At 63.5% G+C, this 18,472-nt stretch carries 16 protein-coding genes; 14 read left to right on the top strand and 2 right to left on the bottom strand.

What is annotated here, in order from left to right; all coding sequences use genetic code 11:
• Window positions 1–124 precede the first annotated feature (124 nt).
• The 7 genes from CQ13_RS03955 to CQ13_RS03925 all read left to right on the top strand — a co-directional run bounded on the left by CQ13_RS03955 (window position 125) and on the right by CQ13_RS03925 (window position 6,334).
• On the top strand, window positions 125–352 hold the full coding sequence (locus tag CQ13_RS03955; protein WP_057841706.1) for a putative signal transducing protein: 228 nt from the start codon (window positions 125–127) through the stop codon (window positions 350–352).
• Complete coding sequence (locus tag CQ13_RS03950; protein WP_057841705.1) at window positions 345–1,106, top strand: tRNA1(Val) (adenine(37)-N6)-methyltransferase; 762 nt, start codon at window positions 345–347, stop codon at window positions 1,104–1,106. The genes CQ13_RS03955 and CQ13_RS03950 overlap by 8 nt, the downstream gene beginning before the upstream one ends.
• 227 nt (window positions 1,107–1,333) lie before the next feature.
• A complete protein-coding gene (locus CQ13_RS03945) occupies window positions 1,334–2,239 on the top strand; it encodes a S49 family peptidase (RefSeq protein WP_057841704.1) in 906 nt (301 codons plus the stop codon).
• Window positions 2,240–2,349: 110 nt separating this feature from the next.
• Entirely contained in the window at window positions 2,350–2,541 is a 192-nt protein-coding gene (locus CQ13_RS03940; RefSeq protein WP_057841859.1) for a hypothetical protein, read from the top strand.
• A 152-nt stretch (window positions 2,542–2,693) separates the two neighbouring features.
• Window positions 2,694–3,629 carry a glycine--tRNA ligase subunit alpha gene (locus CQ13_RS03935; RefSeq protein ID WP_057841703.1) on the top strand — a complete coding sequence of 312 codons (936 nt, stop codon included), beginning with the start codon at window positions 2,694–2,696 and terminating at the stop codon, window positions 3,627–3,629.
• Entirely contained in the window at window positions 3,629–5,728 is a 2,100-nt protein-coding gene (gene glyS / locus CQ13_RS03930; protein ID WP_057841702.1) for a glycine--tRNA ligase subunit beta, read from the top strand. The genes CQ13_RS03935 and glyS overlap by 1 nt, the downstream gene beginning before the upstream one ends.
• 3 nt (window positions 5,729–5,731) lie before the next feature.
• Window positions 5,732–6,334: a class I SAM-dependent methyltransferase gene (locus CQ13_RS03925; RefSeq protein ID WP_057841701.1), complete on the top strand. Its 603-nt coding sequence runs from the start codon at window positions 5,732–5,734 to the stop codon at window positions 6,332–6,334.
• Window positions 6,335–6,467: 133 nt separating this feature from the next.
• On the opposite strand, the gene CQ13_RS03920 is transcribed toward CQ13_RS03925, so the two are convergent.
• A complete protein-coding gene (locus tag CQ13_RS03920; RefSeq protein WP_057841858.1) occupies window positions 6,468–6,827 on the bottom strand; it encodes a DUF1236 domain-containing protein in 360 nt (119 codons plus the stop codon).
• A 238-nt stretch (window positions 6,828–7,065) separates the two neighbouring features.
• Between CQ13_RS03920 and CQ13_RS40470 the strand changes: the two genes are divergently transcribed.
• The 7 genes from CQ13_RS40470 (at window position 7,066) to CQ13_RS03890 (ending at window position 15,624) form a co-directional block, all read left to right on the top strand.
• Window positions 7,066–7,221, top strand: a complete 156-nt coding sequence (locus tag CQ13_RS40470; RefSeq protein ID WP_082637306.1) for a DUF3096 domain-containing protein — start codon at window positions 7,066–7,068, stop codon at window positions 7,219–7,221.
• 92 nt (window positions 7,222–7,313) lie between these two features.
• Window positions 7,314–10,184 (top strand): pyruvate, phosphate dikinase, encoded by a 2,871-nt coding sequence (gene ppdK, locus CQ13_RS03915; RefSeq protein ID WP_057841700.1) that lies wholly within the window; start codon window positions 7,314–7,316, stop codon window positions 10,182–10,184.
• A 401-nt stretch (window positions 10,185–10,585) separates the two neighbouring features.
• Window positions 10,586–12,016, top strand: coding sequence for a cell wall hydrolase (locus CQ13_RS03910; protein ID WP_057841699.1), 1,431 nt, complete (start codon window positions 10,586–10,588; stop codon window positions 12,014–12,016).
• A 209-nt stretch (window positions 12,017–12,225) separates the two neighbouring features.
• Entirely contained in the window at window positions 12,226–13,473 is a 1,248-nt protein-coding gene (locus CQ13_RS03905; RefSeq protein WP_057841698.1) for an MFS transporter, read from the top strand.
• Between the two features lie 44 nt (window positions 13,474–13,517).
• Window positions 13,518–14,504, top strand: a complete 987-nt coding sequence (acuI, locus tag CQ13_RS03900; RefSeq protein WP_057841697.1) for an acrylyl-CoA reductase (NADPH) — start codon at window positions 13,518–13,520, stop codon at window positions 14,502–14,504.
• 110 nt (window positions 14,505–14,614) lie between these two features.
• The gene (locus CQ13_RS03895; protein ID WP_057841696.1) at window positions 14,615–15,232 is read left to right on the top strand and encodes a hypothetical protein; all 618 of its coding nucleotides are present in this window, start codon (window positions 14,615–14,617) and stop codon (window positions 15,230–15,232) included.
• Window positions 15,233–15,390: 158 nt separating this feature from the next.
• Window positions 15,391–15,624, top strand: coding sequence for a DUF6894 family protein (locus CQ13_RS03890; RefSeq protein ID WP_028346922.1), 234 nt, complete (start codon window positions 15,391–15,393; stop codon window positions 15,622–15,624).
• An 11-nt stretch (window positions 15,625–15,635) separates the two neighbouring features.
• On the opposite strand, the gene CQ13_RS03885 is transcribed toward CQ13_RS03890, so the two are convergent.
• The gene (locus CQ13_RS03885; protein ID WP_057841695.1) at window positions 15,636–18,338 is read right to left on the bottom strand and encodes a DUF2339 domain-containing protein; all 2,703 of its coding nucleotides are present in this window, start codon (window positions 18,336–18,338) and stop codon (window positions 15,636–15,638) included.
• Window positions 18,339–18,472 lie beyond the last annotated feature (134 nt).

Below are 18,472 nucleotides of genomic sequence, written 5' to 3'. Positions count from 1 at the left end.
AATTTTGGCCAATTCGCACTATCCTTGTTCTACAATAGAAAGTGCCGGCAATCGCGGCAAGGGCACGTAGCGGTTGACAGACCTCGTGCCGTCCGTCGCATCGGGGCGAAAAGGAGAACACCACTTGCGGGAATTGGTCAGGACCAATGATATTGTGCTGGTTTCTGCGATCGGCGCGCTGCTCGACGGCGCCAATATCCATCATCTGGTGCTGGACCAGAACATGAGCGTCATCGAGGGATCGCTCGGCATTTTGCCACGCCGCATCCTTGTTCATGAGGACGACGATCGCGCAGCCCGCCAGTTGCTGGCCGAGGCGGGTCTGGCTCACGAATTGCGCCCCGATGACTGACCTCGAACTCACCGAGGATGCGTTTCTCGGCGGGCAATTGCGTTTGAAGCAACTGAAATCGGGACATCGCGCCGGTCACGATGCGGTACTGCTGGCGGCAGCGACAGCGGCCCGTCCGGGTGACCGCGTGGCCGATCTCGGCGCCGGCGTCGGCGTCGCGGGGCTTTCGGTTGCCAGGCGCGTGGCCGGCATCGATCTGGTTCTGGTCGAGATCGATGCTGTGCTGGCGGGCCTTGCACGCGCCAATGCGGAGGCGAATGCGATTCAAGCTGACGTGATCGTGCTTGACGTGGAGGCCGATGCCACAGCCTTTGCCGCTGCCGGACTCCTTCCTGACAGCGTCGATGCGGTGCTGATGAATCCCCCCTTCAACGACCCGGCGCGGCATCGCGTCTCGCCGGACACGGCACGCGGGACCGCGCATATGGCGACCGCAACGACGCTCTCGAAATGGATTCACGCGGCGCGGCGTATTCTCAAATCGAAGGGAGCGCTGACGCTGATCTGGCGTGCCGACGGAATCGGCGAGGTGCTCTCGGCGCTAGATCACGGTTTCGGGAGCCTGCAGGTGCTGCCGGTTCATGGTGACGCACGGGGGCCTGCCAATCGCATCCTGGTTCGCGCCACCAAGGGTGGGCGGGCGCCGACGCAAATCCATCCCGCCCTGATGCTCAATGACGAGCAAGGTCAGCCCCATAAAAGGGTGCAGGAGATTCTGGCCGGGAAGGGAACCTTGCCGCTGGCGAACCTGTAAAGTCGGCCCGCAACTCCCAATTAGTCGCTATTGCGGAAGCGCGTATCGGACTGTTGTTTTGGCGCCGACGTAAAGTGAATCCCGGTCAGAAGGCTGCCGATGAGCATTATCAGCAGGTAGATTTTCATGTCAGTCTCCGCTGATGCAGAAGGCGTTCCTGCCAAAAGGCGTTCCGGCCTTTCCAATGACATTGGCGTGATAAAAAATGGTTAATTCGAGGTAACGGAATGAGTGAACAATTAAGTGATCGCACGGGATTTCCGGGCCTCATTGACGGGATGAAACGATTCATTCCGGCAAAATTCCGGCGCGATGCCGCGGTCGTTCCGGTGGTTCGCTTGTCGGGTGTCATCGGTGCGGTGACGCCATTGCGGCCGGGCCTGACCCTGGCCGGCATCGCCAAAACGCTCGAACGCGCTTTCGCCACCCGACACGCCAAGGCCGTGGCGCTGGTGATCAATTCGCCCGGCGGCTCGCCGGTGCAATCGCGGCAGATCTATTTGCGGATCAGGCAGCTTGCTGCGGAAAAGAAACTGCCGGTGCTGGTGTTCGTCGAGGACGTCGCGGCATCCGGCGGCTACATGATCGCCTGCGCGGGCGACGAGATATTCTGCGATCCGTCCTCAATCCTCGGCTCGATCGGCGTGGTCGGCGGCAGTTTCGGCTTTCAGGACTTGATCAAGAGGATTGGTGTTGAGCGGCGGCTTTACACGGCAGGCGAGCACAAGGCGATGCTGGACCCGTTCCTGCCCGAAGACCCAGACGACGTCGCCCGCCTGAAGACGCTTCAGCGCGAGATCCACGCCATCTTCATCGCGCTGGTCAAGGGCAGCCGCGGTGCGCGCCTCAAGGGGGCCGACGACGTCCTGTTCACCGGCGAGTACTGGGCGGGCGAGAGGTCGGTGTCGCTTGGCCTTGCGGACAAGATCGGCGATCTTCGCTCCACGCTGCGTGAGCGCTATGGCGACAAAGCGCTGACGCCCGTCATCGCGCCGGCAAGCGGGATGCTGGCCGGTCTCTTGGGCCGGAGATCGCCGGGCGCGGGCTCGCTAGCCGACGGTATCGGGGGATTGCCGGACGACCTGATTTCGGCGCTGGAGACCCGGGCAATCTGGGCCAAATTCGGGTTCTAGGCCGGGCGTACCCGCGCCATTTAGTCCCAAAAGCGGAATTGCGGCGGAGGCCGGCTTCGGCGAGAATGTAACCCATTGGGGGCTGACACGTGAACGACAAGGATCGACCGATGCCGCCGCTGATCGCATTCGCGGGTGCCCTGGGAGGGCTCGCCGTGGTCCGCTGGGCCTACAAGACCGCTGTCCGCATCAACAGGGAACTCGAAGAGGCACGGCTGGCGCGCGTCGCCGAGACCACCCAGGCGGCCGATATCCCAACGCTGCGCCGCGACCCCGTCACCGGCGCCTACCGGCCGGGCTAGCCACGAGATTTCCCGGCGCGCAATTGCGCACCTGAGGTCTGGTGCTAGCACACCAGCCCGGAATGACATTGTGGGCTCGCCTTGATTCCACGCCCCTACGCCGATACGGTCCCGCGCACTTCAACCCCCCCTTCGCGAGACCGATTCTGCCGATGGACGCTTTGCCTGCCCATATGCGCCCGGAACGTTCGTTCCAGGGCTTCATCCTTGCTCTCCAGCGGTTCTGGGCGGAGCAGGGCTGCGTGATCCTGCAGCCCTACGACATGGAAATGGGTGCAGGCACCTTCCATCCGGCGACGACGCTGCGCGCGCTCGGGCCGAAGCGCTGGAATGCGGCCTATGTGCAGCCCTCGCGCCGGCCGAAGGACGGCCGCTACGGCGAGAACCCCAACCGGCTGCAGCACTATTATCAGTTTCAGGTGATCATGAAGCCGTCGCCGCCGAACCTTCAGGATCTGTACCTGAAGTCGCTCGCTGCGATCGGCATCGATTCAGGCATACACGACATCCGCTTCGTCGAGGACGATTGGGAAAGCCCGACGCTTGGCGCCTGGGGGCTGGGCTGGGAGTGCTGGTGCGACGGCATGGAAGTCAGCCAGTTCACTTACTTCCAGCAGGTCGCGGGCGTCGAATGCGCACCCGTTTCCGGCGAGCTCACCTACGGGCTCGAGCGTCTCGCGATGTATGTGCAAGGCGTCGACCGCGTCTACGATCTCAACTTCAACGGCCGCGACGGCGCCGATAAGGTCACCTATGGCGACGTCTTCCTGCAGGCCGAGCAGGAATATTCCCGGCACAATTTCGAGCACGCGGATACAGCGATACTGTTCGAGCAGTTCAAGATGGCCGAAGACGCCTGCAAGAAATATCTCATGGCCGGGTGGAACGAGGGCGGCAATCAGAGGGAGCATCTGATGGCGCTGCCAGCCTATGACCAGTGCATCAAGGCGAGCCATGTCTTCAATCTGCTCGATGCGCGCGGCGTGATCTCGGTCACCGAACGGCAGAGCTACATCATGCGCGTGCGTGAGCTGGCAAAGGCCTGCGGCGAAGCCTGGGTTCACACCGAAGCGGGCAGGGCGGTCTGATGCCTGATCTTCTGCTGGAATTGTTTTCCGAGGAAATCCCCGCGCGAATGCAGGCGAAGGCGGCGGACGATCTGCGCCGCATGGTGACTGACAAGCTCGTCGCCGAGGGCCTGGTCTATGAAGGCGCAAAGGCGTTCGCGACGCCGCGGCGGCTGGCGCTGACCGTGCACGGCATTCCAACGCGGCAATCCGACCTCAAGGAAGAGCGCCGCGGCCCGCGCGTCGGCGGCCCCGATGCCGCGATCCAGGGATTCTTGAAGGCGACCGGTCTGGCCAGGATCGAAGACGCCAAGATACAGACCGACCCGAAGAAGGGCGACTTCTACATCGCCCTGATCGAAAAGCCGGGCCGCGCCACCATCGATGTGCTCGCCGAGATTCTGCCGGTCATCATCCGAACCTTCCCATGGCCGAAATCGATGCGCTGGGGCGCACGTTCGACCAAATCGGGTTCGCTCTCCTGGGTGCGGCCGCTGCATTCGATCATCGCGACCTTCGGTCCGGAGACCGAAGACCCCGACGTGGTGAAGTTTTCCGTCGACGGCATAGAGGCCGGGCAGACCACGTTCGGCCACCGCTTCATGGCGCCGTCGGCGATCTCGGTGCGCCGCTTCGCGGATTACGAAGCCAAGCTGAAGGCCGCGAAGGTCGTGCTCGATCCGCAGGCGCGCAAGGACATCATCCTGGCCGACGCCAAGCAGTTGGCATTCGCTCAAGGCTTTGAGCTGGTCGAAGACCAGGTGCTGCTGGACGAAGTCGCGGGCCTCGTCGAATGGCCAGTCGCGCTGATGGGCTCCTTCGATGAGGAATTCTTGTCGATCCCGGGCGAAGTGATCCGCGCCACCATCCGCAACAACCAGAAATGCTTTGTGGTGCGCGACCCCAAGACCGGGAAGCTCGCCAACAAGTTCATCCTGACCGCCAATATCGAGGCGACCGACGGCGGCAAGGTGATCGTTGCCGGCAACGAGCGCGTCATCCGCGCGCGGTTGAGTGATGCGAAGTTCTTCTATGAGACGGACCTCAAGACGAAGCTGGAAGACCGCCTGAAGAAGTTTGACCAGATCGTGTTTCACGAGAAGCTCGGCACCCAGGCCGAGCGGATCAAGCGGATCGAACGGCTGACGGCTGAGATCGCGCCGCTGGTCGGCGCCGACGTTGCGAAGGCCAAGCGCGCCGCGCATCTGGCAAAAGCCGATCTGTTGACCGAAGTCGTCGGCGAGTTCCCCGAGCTGCAGGGCTTGATGGGGAAGTACTATGCGCAGGCACAAGGCGAAGACGCCTCCGTCGCCGCCGCGAGCGAGGACCATTACAAGCCGCAAGGCCCTACTGATCGCGTGCCGAACGATCCGGTAAGTGCGGCCGTCGCACTGGCCGACAAGCTCGATACTCTGGCGGGTTTCTGGGCGATCGACGAGAAGCCGACCGGCAGCAAGGACCCCTATGCATTGCGGCGCGCTGCGCTGGGTGCCATCAGGCTGATCGTTGATAATACGCTCCGGCTACCGATCTTGGACGTGGCGAAGTCGGCATTGGCTGGCTTGCCGGAAAAGAGCGACGCCGAGAAGCTTCCGGGCGACCTGCTTTCTTTCTTCGCCGACCGCCTGAAGGTCCAGCTCCGCGACCAGGGCGCGCGGCACGATCTCGTCGACGCCGTGTTTTCGCTCGGCGGCCAGGACGATCTCCTACTCGTTGTCCGCCGCGTCGAGGCGCTCGGCAAGTTCCTCGACACCGACGACGGCAAGAACCTGCTTGCAGGGACCAAGCGTGCGAGTAACATCCTCTCGATCGAGGAGAAGCGGGACAAACGCACGTTCGATGGTGCGCCGGATGCCGGACTCTACAGGCTCGACGAAGAAAAGACGCTTGCGAAGGCGATCGAGCAGGTTAGGAGCGAGGCCTCCGCCGCGGTGCAGAAGGAAGACTTCGCCACCGCGATGAGCGCGATGGCAAAACTGCGCCCCGCCGTCGATGCGTTCTTCGACAAGGTCAAGGTCAACGATGATGAACCTGCCGTGCGCGAGAATCGACTAAAGCTTCTGAACGAAATCCGCGCGGCGACCCGCGCGGTGGCGGATTTTTCCAAGATCGAAGGCTAGACCATGGATCCTCAGACGCTCGCCGCTTATGACCAGGATGCGGCGGCGTTCGCGAAGGACTGGCTCGGTCAGCCGGCGCCCGTCGACCTGCAGGAAGTCGTCGAACGCTTTTTTGTGCGCGGTGGCAATTCGGCCGATATCGGTTGCGGCTGCGGCCGCGAGGTCGCCTGGCTTCATACCCACGGCTTTTCGACGGTGGGCTTCGACGCCTCGGAGGGCCTGCTCAACGAAGCGCGCCGGCGCTATCCGTCGTGCAAGTTCGCGCGTGCCGAATTGCCCGATCTGCGCGGTATCGGCACGTTCGATAACGTGCTGTGCGAAACCGTGATCATGCATCTCGACCGCAAGGAGATTGCGGCATCGGTCCGCCGTCTGCTCGATATCGTCAAGCCGAGCGGCATTCTCTATCTGAGCTGGCGCGTCACCGAGGGCGCCGATCAGCGCGACGCGCAGGGACGGCTTTACGCTGCGTTCGATCCGGCGGTCGTGCAGGCGGAGCTGAAGGCCGCGACCGTGTTGCTCGATGAAGAGATCGTCAGCGCCTCATCGGGAAAGAAGATTCACCGGCTGGTGGTGAAGAAGCCCGGATTGGAAATCAGGGAGTAGCGGATCGGTGGGACAACAGTCACACAAAAAAGACCCCGCCCGGAGGGGACGCCGGGCGGGGCTTCTTGTCCGGTCGTATCTCGCGCACATCCGCTTGCGCGGCGCCCGGACTGATCGTTCAGGCTACTGAAGGTCAATCGACCACCTGAACGATGCGACGCGAACGCGGTTCGACCAATATCGTCTGGCCGTTCACCACGGTGTAGCGATAGGGAGTCACCCCGAACGATTGCGGCACGTCGTAGTAGGTCACGCCGGTTTCCGGCAGCACGGTGCCAACCGTCACACGCTCGGAAATAGTGTAATTCGGCACGCGTTCACGCACGATGTATTCGCGGAAGGCCGGACGCACGTCGGGCGCGATGCCTTCTACATGTTCACCGATGACGACCGCGCTGCCGCCGCCCGTGCCGATCGTGGATTGCGCCTGAGCCGCGATCGGGACGGCCATAACGCCCGCGATCGCCGCCATGGCAAATAGTCTGTTCCGCATGGTCAACTCCTTCGCGAGAAGCGGTGCCGGCTTTCGCCAGCACACACAATGCGGGCCAATTCATCGCGTGCAGCATTGTTCCGGGAAAAGCGCGGCCTCATCTGCGGCATTTCCGGGGAATTGTTGCGGAGGCTGGAACCCATTGAAGCGGTTGAGCGTCTTGCTATTCCCGAGCCGCGCCAGCGGTTAAGTTGCCGCCCTCGATTCGATTTCCCACCCCGATCATCCGGAGATTTCAATGACCATCACCGCCACGCATGTTCCCGCGATCGTTGCTCTGCTCGCCGGGATATTCATTCTGATCATGCCGCGGCTGCTCAACTACATCGTCGCGATCTACCTGATTTTCGTCGGACTGGTGGGTCTTGGCGTGCTCAAGATGTTCAAGTTCTAGCACCGGAAAGCGGGGTTTCGCGGCTTGCGCGGAACCCCTCAAAATGGTGTAAGGCGCGCAATCTTCTTCCCTTTTTCGGATAGTTGGAATCCATGGCCAAAGCCGTCGCGAAGTCCAAGAAGGCTGCAGTGAAATCTGTAGCGAAATCAAAGCCATCAGCCCGGCCGAAGGCCGTGCCGCAGGCCTCGGCCCGCAAAGCGCTGAAGAAGGCCCCGACCAAGCCGGTCGCCAAGGTCGCGGCCAAGAAGGCTGCGGTCCGCAAGCCTGCCGCCGAGGCGGTAAAATCCGGCAAGTGGGTCTATACCTTCGGGGACGGCAAGGCAGAGGGCAAAGCGGGCCTGCGCGACCTGCTCGGCGGCAAGGGCGCCAATCTCGCCGAGATGGCCAATTTGGGCCTGCCGGTGCCTCCGGGCTTCACGATTCCGACCTCGGTCTGCACCTATTTCTACGCGCATGACAAAACCTATCCGCCGGCGCTGAAGGCGCAGGTCGAGAAGGCGCTTGAGTATGTCGGCAAGCTGACCGGCAAGGCATTCAGCGACTCGAAAAATCCGCTGCTGGTGTCGGTCCGCTCCGGCGGCCGCGCCTCGATGCCGGGCATGATGGACACCGTGCTCAATCTCGGCCTCAACGACAAAACGGTCGAAGCGCTCGCCGAACTCTCCGGCGATCGCCGCTTTGCCTATGACAGCTATCGCCGCTTCATCACGATGTATTCGGACGTGGTGCTCGGCTTCGAGCATCATCACTTCGAGGACATTCTCGACACCTTCAAGGACAGCCAGGGCTACACGCTCGACACTGATCTGACCGGCGACGACTGGGTCGAACTGGTCGGCAAGTACAAGGAAGCGGTGGCGCGCGAGACCGGCAGGGATTTCCCGCAGGATCCGCACGAGCAATTGTGGGGCGCGATCGGCGCGGTGTTTTCATCCTGGATGAATGCGCGTGCGGTGACTTATCGCCGCCTGCACGACATTCCGGAATCCTGGGGCACTGCGGTCAACGTGCAGGCCATGGTGTTCGGCAATATGGGCGAGACGTCCGCGACGGGTGTTGCATTCACGCGCAATCCCTCGACCGGCGAGAGCAAGCTGTACGGCGAATTCCTGATCAACGCGCAGGGGGAAGACGTGGTGGCGGGCATCCGCACGCCGCAGGACATCACCGAGGAGGCGCGCCAGGAGTCCGGTTCCGACAAGCCGTCGATGGAAAGCGCGATGCCGGAGGCCTTCAAGGAACTGACGCGGTTCTACACGCTGCTCGAAAAGCACTACCGCGACATGCAGGACATGGAGTTCACGGTCGAGCAGGGGAAGTTGTGGATGCTGCAGACCCGCGGCGGCAAGCGCACCGCGAAGGCTGCGCTGCGCATTGCAGTCGAGCTCGCCAATGAAGGCCTGATCTCGAAGAAGGACGCGGTGATGCGGATCGATCCGGCTTCGCTGGATCAATTGCTGCATCCGACCATCGATCCCCAGGCCAAGCGCGACGTGATCGCGACCGGCCTGCCGGCCTCGCCCGGCGCCGCATCCGGCGAGATCGTGTTCTCATCCGATGAAGCCGCGAAACTTCAGGCCGATGGCCGCAGCGTCATTCTGGTGCGCGTCGAAACCAGTCCGGAAGACATTCACGGCATGCACGCCGCCGAAGGCATTTTGACCACCCGTGGCGGCATGACTTCGCATGCCGCAGTGGTGGCGCGCGGCATGGGCAAGCCCTGCGTTTCCGGCTGCGGCGCCATCCGCGTCGACTATGGCCGCGGCACGATGAGTGTGGGCTCCCGCACCTTCAAGACCGGCGACGTCATCACCATCGACGGCTCGCTCGGCCAGGTGCTGGCGGGCAAGATGCCGATGATCGAGCCGAAACTGTCGGGCGAGTTCGGCACGCTGATGGGCTGGGCCGATGATGTCCGCAAGCTCGGCGTTCGCGTCAACGCCGACACGCCCGAAGATGCGCGCACCGCGATAAAATTCGGCGGCGAGGGCATCGGGCTGTGCCGCACCGAGCACATGTTCTTCGAGGAAACCCGCATCCGCACCGTGCGCGAGATGATCCTTTCCGAGGACGAACAGTCGCGCCGCGCGGCGCTGTCAAAACTGTTGCCGATGCAGCGCGCCGATTTCGTCGAGCTGTTCGAGATCATGAAGGGCCTGCCCGTCACGATTCGCCTGCTCGATCCGCCGCTGCATGAATTCCTGCCGCACACCCAGGCCGAGATCGAGGAAGTCGCGCGCGCGATGAATACCGATCCGCGCAAGCTCGCCGATCGCGCCCGCGATCTCGCCGAGTTCAACCCGATGCTGGGCTTCCGCGGCTGCCGTCTTGCGATCGCTTATCCTGAGATCGCCGAAATGCAGGCGCGCGCGATCTTCGAAGCGGCGGTAGAAGCCGAGAAGCGCACCAGCGAGGCCGTCGGCCTCGAGGTGATGGTGCCGCTGATCGCGACCAAGGCCGAGTTCGACCTGGTCAAGGCTCGGATCGACGCCACCGCGCAGGCGGTGATGAAGGAGACCGGCAAGAAGCTCGCCTATCAAGTTGGTACGATGATCGAGTTGCCGCGGGCGTGCCTGCTGGCCGGCGATGTCGCCCAGACCGCGGAGTTCTTCTCGTTCGGCACCAATGACCTGACCCAGACTACCTACGGCATCAGCCGTGACGACGCCGCGAGTTTCCTCGGAACCTATGTCAGCAAGGGAATTCTCGAGATCGATCCGTTCATCTCGGTCGATCGCGACGGCGTTGGCGAGCTGGTGAAGATCGGCGTCACCCGTGGTCGCAAGACACGGCCCAATTTGAAGGTTGGCATTTGTGGCGAGCATGGCGGCGATCCCGCCTCGGTGGCGTTCTGCCACGAGATCGGGCTCGACTACGTTTCGTGCTCGCCCTACCGCGTGCCGATCGCGCGCCTCGCTGCCGCGCAGGCCGCGCTCGGCAAGAAGATTGAGAGCCAAGCGTAGGACTTCTTCGAAACGATGACGAACACGACGTGATGCCCGGGCTTCGTCCCGGGCATTGCGTTTTGCTGCCTGGGTGAAAGTCGTCGCAATTCATCGACAGCAATGACGAAACTCAAACGCTTCAGCGCGACACAGTGAATTGGAACTCGCGCCATTGCGAGGTGAGTGAGCCGCGCAAGAATTTCTTTATCATCTTCGTTGACGGGATGTTTACCACTTTCATCGAGCGGCCATTTACCAACGCTTCTCATGCGCTCAGCAAAATTCGCGCAACGTCTTGCGTGTAGCACGCACGCCACGCCGATTAACTCCCCGGCAACCTAAATTCGATACCAACAGGAAAGGTCGAATTGCACGGATGTACTGACATTCGATCGTGTAAGCGTTGCGTGAGCGTATCGATGTTTGTGTTGCGTAACCAGCCGAAGGGCGCGCGGTTCGCGTCCTTCGGCCTCGGTCTCTGCGTCTTCGCTTTGATGCCGACCGAGATCGGATATCAGGATATCGCCTCGCTGCTGGCGCGCCAGCCAGGCGTCGCCGAGCGCTGGCAGAAGCGCGTGTTTTCCTCCGCCGGCACGATCCAGGTCGCGACGTTCTCCTTCGGCCGCCCGATCGGAACCTCGTCCCCGCAGACCGCGACTTACCGTCTCGCAAGCCTCGACACTCAGGGCATCGACATCACGGGTTCGGTGACGCGCAATCCTCTGGTCGCTCCACCGCCACGCTATCACGCCGCCGATTTCCCCAAAGTCGATCGCACGTTGAAGGGCGACCGCCTTATGATCGCGCCGCCGTCGCCGGCAGTGGAGACCACAGGCCCTGCTGATCGAGCGCCGGCGATCGAGGATCCCGCGACATCCAATGCATCAGTCAAGGGCGCCAAGACCGCTGAGACGCCGCCGCCCGTGAAGCGTGCACCGCTCGATCCCGAGCTGCAGGCCGCGCTGAACGCGCCGCCACTGGATATGTCGCTGTCGCTTGAGAGCAAGCCGCAGGACGATCTCAAGGTCGCGCCGCAAGCGGCTACGCCACCGCGCGATGGTTTCTCCTTCAAGACCTCGAGCCTGTTCTTTGGCTCCTCGCTCGGCTCGCCCGAAAGCATTGAACGCTGGCAGCCCGGCGAAGAGCCCGTCATCGTCATGCCACCAGCGCATCCGGATCCCGAGATGAAGGTGATGGCCTCGCTGCCGGTCGATGCCGATGGTCCGGTGCGGGCCGGCGAGATGGGCGAGAGCGTCGCGCCGAAGGGCGAGGTCAACGCCGACAACCAGCGCGCCAAGACGCCGGCCGAACGTCTCGGCCTGTTCGACGAGAAATCGCGCGCCAAGTCGGAAAAGTGCCTGGCTGAAGCGGTCTACTTCGAGGCCCGCGGCGAAGCGGTGCGAGGCCAGATCGCGGTGGCGCAGGTGGTTTTGAACCGCGCCTTCTCCGGCAAATATCCCGAAACCGTGTGCGGCGTGGTCTACCAGAACAAGCATCGCCATCTGGCGTGCCAGTTCACCTTCGCCTGCGATAACAACAAGGACGTCATTCGCGAGCCCGACATGTGGGAGCGGGCGAAGAAGATCGCGAAGGCGATGCTCGACGGCCAGCTCTGGCTGCCGGAAGTCGACAAGTCGACGCACTACCACGCCTATTGGGTGCGGCCGTCCTGGGTCAACGAAATGAAGAAGATGCACAAGTTCGGAGTGCATACTTTCTATCGGCCGCGCGCCTGGGGCAATGGCAGCGACGCGCCGAGTTGGGGCACGCCTGCCGAGACTGCGGCGATCTCCGCCAAGCTCGCGGAAGCCGCGCAAAGCTCCGCCGAGCAGGCAAGCGCGAAGCGGTAACAGCCGTCATCGCGTGCGAACGCAGACGACATCTCTGTCAGGTGCACGCATCAATAAATTGCACTCATTGCCCTCGCCAATTTTGCAGAGCTGCCCTGCAGCGGAAAATTTTTCTCTTCCGCCCTCTTGGGGTTTGCATGCAACTGCATTAACTCACCGTAACGTTTCGCCCGGCCGTTCCGGGCGCCGATTGGTCCAGGGGGAAGCAAATGGCTGTAACGACCGACCTTCGTCCGTCCTCCGGCCTAGGCACCTGGCGGACGCCGGTCGTCATCATCATCTGTGGCTGCGCGATCGCGCTGTTGAGTTTTGGACCCCGCTCCAGCCTCGGTTTCTTCGTGCAGCCGATGAGCCGCGAATTCGCCTGGGGCCGCGACGTTTTCGGCCTCGCGCTGGCGCTGCAGAATCTGCTGTGGGGACTGGGGCAGCCGATTGCGGGCGCCATCGCCGATCGCTTCGGCATCCTGCGTGTGATGATTGTCGGCGCCTTGCTCTATGCCGCCGGCCTGCTTCTGATGCGTTATTCCACGGCGCCGCTGTCGCTCGATCTCGGCGCCGGCGTCCTGATCGGCTTCGGTCTTTCAGGCTGTTCGTTCAATCTCGTGCTGTCGGCGTTCAGCAAGCTGCTGCCGGTCGAGAAGCGCGGTATTGCGCTCGGCGCCGGCACCGCGGCCGGGTCCTTCGGCCAGTTCCTGTTCGCACCGTTCGGCGTGGCGATGATCGACAATTTCGGCTGGCAGGCAGCGCTGACGGTATTCGCGCTCCTGATGCTGTTGATCGTGCCGCTGTCGCTCGCGATCGCGACGCCACCCTCGACGTCGTCGAATGAGCCTGTCGGGGATCAGCAATCGTTCAAGACCGCGCTGGCGGAAGCGTTTGGTCATCGCTCCTACGTTCTCCTGGTGCTGGGCTTCTTCACCTGCGGCTTCCAGCTCGCCTTTATCACGGTGCATCTGCCGGCCTATCTCGCCGATCGCGGAGTCTCGTCGCAGACCGGCGGCTGGGTGGTCGCGGCGATCGGCCTGTTCAACATCATCGGCTCGCTCAGCGTCGGCTGGCTGCAGAACAAGTACCCGAAGCGTTACATCCTCTCGCTGATCTACTTTACCCGCGCCCTGGCGATCGTCGCGTTCATCTCGTTTCCGATCACGACGTTCTCGGCGATCATGTTCGGTGCGGTCAGCGGCCTGACTTGGCTCTCGACGGTGCCGCCGACCTCGGCGCTGGTGGCGCTGATGTTCGGCACAAAGTGGTTCGCAACGCTGTACGGCTTTGCCTTCGTCAGCCATCAGGTCGGCGGTTTCCTCGGCGTCTGGCTCGGCGGCATCGTGTTCGAGCAGTTCGGCTCCTACACCCCGATCTGGTGGCTCTCGATCCTGTTCGGCGTGCTGTCGGCGCTGATCAACCTGCCGATCGTCGAGCAGCCGGTCGCGCGCCCGGTTGCACAACCCGCCTGATGCGGTAAACACTCTCGAGACAGAGAAAGTCCGGGGAGTTTGCCATGGGAACGTTCAAGGCCATCAGGATCGACAAGGCCGATAAAGGCACCACCGCCGCGCTGACGCAGTTCGACGAAGCCGAGCTGATGGAGGGCGATGTCACCGTCGCCGTCGAGTGGTCGACGTTGAACTACAAGGATGGCTTGGCCGTCACCGGCAAGGCTCCCGTCGTGCGGCGTTTCCCGATGATCGCCGGCATCGACTTCGCAGGCACCGTCGAACAATCTTCGCATCCGGCGTGGAAGACCGGTGACAAGGTCGTCTGCAACGGCTGGGGCATGGGCGAGACTCACCTTGGCGCCTATGCCGAAAAAGCACGCGTCAAGGGCGACTGGCTGGTGCGGCTGCCCGATGGCATCTCGACGCGTGAGGCGATGGCGATCGGCACTGCCGGCTACACCGCGATGCTGTCGGTGCTGGCGCTGGAGAAACACGGACTGACGCCGAAGAGCGGTCCCATCGTGGTGACCGGTGCCGCCGGCGGCGTCGGCTCGGTCGCGTCAGCCGTGCTCTCGAAACTCGGCTATCACGTCATCGCATCCACGGGGCGGATGTCGGAGGCCGACTACCTGAAGGGCCTCGGCGCCGCCGAAGTCATCGATCGGGCCGAGCTCGCAGGGCCCGCCAAGCCGCTGGCGAAGGAGCGCTGGGCGGGTGGCGTCGACAGCGTCGGATCGACCACGCTCGCCAACCTGCTGTCGATGACCAAATATGGCGGAGCCATTGCCGCCTGCGGCCTTGCCGCCGGTATGGATTTGCCGTCCTCGGTCGCGCCGTTTATTTTGCGTGGAGTGTGCCTTCTCGGCATCGACTCGGTGATGTGCCCGATCGAGCAGCGCAAGCTTGCCTGGAATCGCCTTGCCAGCGATTTGGATAAGGGAAAACTATCTGATATTACTCATGAAATAGGTTTGGACCAGGTAATCGGCGCGGGCGCCGAAATCCTCGCAGGGAAGGTCCGCGGTCGAATCGTGGTAAAAATCCTCTAACGGTGTTCAGACTTTCCCAACCAACCTGCTCCAATGTTGCCATGGTGGTTGGTATGGTAAGCAGCGGGTAAAGGCGGGCGCCCGCGCTCTTGTTAAGTTGGAGTAGCTGCATGCTTGCGCGTTTGGTTCTGGGGGCCGTCACGGCCAGTGCGATGATCGTTCCTGCGCTGGCCGGGATGATGAATGCCGACGAGGCGCGCAGGTTCGTGAGCGGCAAGGTTTTCGCATTTACCTGCTTTGACGGCACCCGCGGCGCCGGGCGCATCCTCGACGATCTCGGCGCAGCCGGTTCCGTCCAATTCAGCGGCTCGGGCCCGATCCGTCATGTGCGCCTGCCCGGCAACACGCTGCAGATTCGCGGCCAGGCCGTCTGCGCTTCGATCAAGGGACTGCCCTTCGAGCCGTGCTTCAATCTCGACAAGCGTGATGATCGCTCGTTTCGCGGCTCGGTCTCGGGCATGGGCTTCGCCTATTGCGATTTCCGCCATCAGGGTGCCTCGCAGATGCTGATGGCGCGCTCCGTGGCGCGACCGCGCTCGCTGCACCGTCGGGAGGAGCCGTCGCGTGCGCCGGCCGATGCCCGGGCCGAAGCAACGGCGCGGGCCGAGACGCCTGCGGTCGAGAGCGCCAAACTCGAGCCGGTGAAATCCGAGCCGAAGGCAGAGCAGGCAAAGCCCGAACCGGCCAGGGCCGAGAGCGCCCCGGAGCTGCGCCGCTCGACCGATTGACCGCGAACTGCGCCTGCGGCCGCCGCCAATCCCACATTGTCAGCCAACGGGAACCCGTAGTCATACGGGCTGGCGCATTCATGTCCTGGTAGCGAATCTCGCCCCAAGTGATGACCGGCAGAGAAGGCCGGGAGGCGGCCCAACACGCGAGAACAATCATGCCGCTGTATTTTTTTCGGATCAGCCACGGTCGCTACGCAGGCGCGTCCGATCAGGGATCCGAATTCGAAAGCCGCGAAGCCGCCTGGGCCGAGATGACCAAGGTCTGCGGTAACCTCCTCGGCAGCCTTTCGCGCAGCCTGAAACAGAACGCCGAATGGCAAATGGAGCTTTTGGACGAAGCCAAAAAGCCCGTGTTCAGGATTCGCCTCGTCGCCGAATCCGTCGGTTAGAGGATCATCCTCTAGCTTCCCGTGGGCGCGGCCGGGGCTGCCGCTTGCCTGCGGAACAGGATCCGCTGGTATAGCCACCCGATCGCTACCAGCACCAGGCCGAGGCACATGAAGGACAGCGCGCGATAGACGCCGGTCAGTGCCGACATGTCGATCAGGAATGCTTTCAGGATCGTCAGTCCGATGACCACCGCGGACGCCAGCCGCGCGCGCTGCGAGTTGAAAAGAATACCGATGCCGAGCAAGACGACGCCGAAGGCGAGATAGGCGATCGAGTAGGTATATTGCTCTGCGCCGCTGGTCGGGCCGGCCGCAATCGCCGGACCGTGATAGATTCGCCTGATCTCGAACGTCACATAGGCAAGCGCGAGAACGAGCGCTGCCGCCGCGATCGTGTTGGCATAGGCGACCGGCCGCCGACCCGCGACGGCATAGGACAATAGCAGCGCGAGCACCGCGGGCAGCGCGTAGCCGAGCAGCAAAAGGTTGATGACAATGCCGCCGACATCGATCCATTGCAGCATCGGGTTTTCCAACAGCAACAGCCCGAACACGGTCGCGAGGCCGGCAAACGCCGTGAGCAGGATCGCGCCGGCATTGTGAATGACGCTGCCGGTGCGGATGCGCAGCCGCTCCAACCCGATCGCCATCGCCAGCGCGACGCAGACCTGCAGCGCGACTTCGGTGAGGCCGGCGCTCTGCCGGTATACATCGCCATTATTGACGGCGTGGCGGATTTCCATGAACGCCAGCAGCACCGTGAACAGAATCGCCGCCGATTCCACGGTGCGCAGTGGTGCGTCATCGCCGCCGCGGCGCAGGAAGATGCTGCCGGCCCAAAACGATGCCGCCGGAATGCCATAGCCCCACAACAGCCAGTTGAAAATCGGCGTGGTGCCGACGGCCTGGCCGACGATGCGCGGCTCGTAGCCGATGCGAAGCACGACAATGCCGGCGAGGATGGCAGCGAGGGCGCGCAGGAACGGAATCGGCCGCTGCGTGGATATCCAGGCGGTGCCTGCCGACATCAGCGCCAGGGCGATCGTCAGCCAGCCTTTTTCCAGCGCAAAGGTCAGCGCCAGCGCCAGCGCTGCGAGGGTGCCGGTCGCAAACAGCGCGATCGAGGCTTGTAGTCCCGGACGATCTTCGCGCCTGCTGAGTATCTCGGTCGCAGCGGCATAGGCCGCGGCGAGCATTACCGCGAGAATCGCAAACGGAATCGAGCGGTCGAGATGCGCAATACGGGCGTAGAGTGCGACCAGCAGCGCCAGAGGCGTGAACACCGCCGCGGCCGACCAGATCACCGGTATCACCGGCCCCGCGAAGCGGGCCTGCGCGAAAAATCCCGCCACGCCAAAGCCCGCCGCGAAGATCGCGGCCGAGATCAGATGCAGCGACACTGATCCGTCAGTGGCGGTCGGCCCGATGCCTTGCAGCGGCCCGCCGGGCAGCACCAGCATGTCGGGATTGGCGCGAATCGCCCATTCGGCGAACACGACGAAGACCAACGCAGCAGCGGCGCCGACGGCGCCCGCGGCGGCATCGCTGCGCCAGGCAACCGCGAGGCTGCCGGCCACCAGCAGCCCGAATACGATCATCGCGGCGTCGGCATGAAAACTGTTCAGCACGATCAAGGTCGCGCCGAGCAGATAGGCCGCCAGCGAGCCGGACGAGATCGGCTCAACCTGGCCTTCGTCCGCGGGCGGGCCGAACATGAAGCCGCACACCACAAGTAGCGCGGCGAGAATGAAACCGGCGAGCACGTGGAACGCATGCGGGCCGACCATCGATGGACCGCATTGCAGGCAGGGGAATGTCCATAACAGAGCAAACGCGATCGTGGTGACCGCGAGCCAGCGCCACAGCCTGACGCGCGCCAGGCCGAAGGCCGCCGCAGTGACGATTGCGAGATAGATGTAGAGCGCCCAGAAGTCCGGTTTGTCGGACGAGACCAGGACCGGCGTCACAAAGGCGCCGACCACGCCGAGGCCGGCCAGCGCCGGGCCATGCAGCAGCGCCGCGGCCAGCGTGCCCAGCGCTACAAGTCCGAGCAGGATGAACGCGGTCGCCGGCACCAGGAAGCCGTACAGCGCATAGGCTGCATAAACCGTGGCAAATGCGACCGCCGTTCCGGCGGCGGTCAGGATGGCCGGGATATTGGCGATCGGTAGCGCGTCGATCGTGGAAATACTTTCCTTGCGCCGCGTCCATTCGCCCGCAAGCAGCAAGGCCAGCGCGAACAGGCCGCCGAGGATCGTGCGCACGCCGGGGCCTAGCAAACCGGCTTCGATCGAATAGCGCACCATGAAGAATCCGCCGAGCGCCAGCGTCAGGCCGCCGATCCACACCACCCAGCGCGTGCCGACAGTTTCCTCGAAACCGCGATCGGCCGGCGGTAATGGAGGCGGCGGCGGTGCCCCGCCGGCGGCTTGCCCAGCCGCCTCAGGGCTGGCGGCGGACGCGATGGATTCCGCCTCGGGAACGATCGGCGGAGGCGTCGGTGTGGCCCCGCTCGGAGCTGGCGGCAGGCTTTGCTCGAAGGCTTCAAAAGGCGTGAGGGGCGGAGGCATGGCTGCAGCGGCCACCGCCGGCGTGGCCTGCATCGCCTCCAGGCGCTGACGCAACTGCGCCACCTCATTCATGGCCTTCCGCGCGAAGATCAGGGCGACGATCGCGATCACAAGCGAAAAGAAGACGAAGGGTTCGTCGAACATCGGGCCTCCAGGCGGGCACGTCAGAGCGTTAACCGGCCACGTCCGCAGCCCGGTTGCAATCCTGTGTGTACCTTTGTCCGCTAAAAGTTCACGCCGATCCGGGCGTCATTTGGCGCCACGCCGCAAACCATGGC

The organism is Bradyrhizobium retamae, from assembly GCF_001440415.1.
In the GTDB taxonomy this organism is placed as follows: domain Bacteria; phylum Pseudomonadota; class Alphaproteobacteria; order Rhizobiales; family Xanthobacteraceae; genus Bradyrhizobium; species Bradyrhizobium retamae.
Note: the sequence above shows the minus strand (reverse complement) of the source record. Positions and strands in the feature narration are given on the sequence as shown.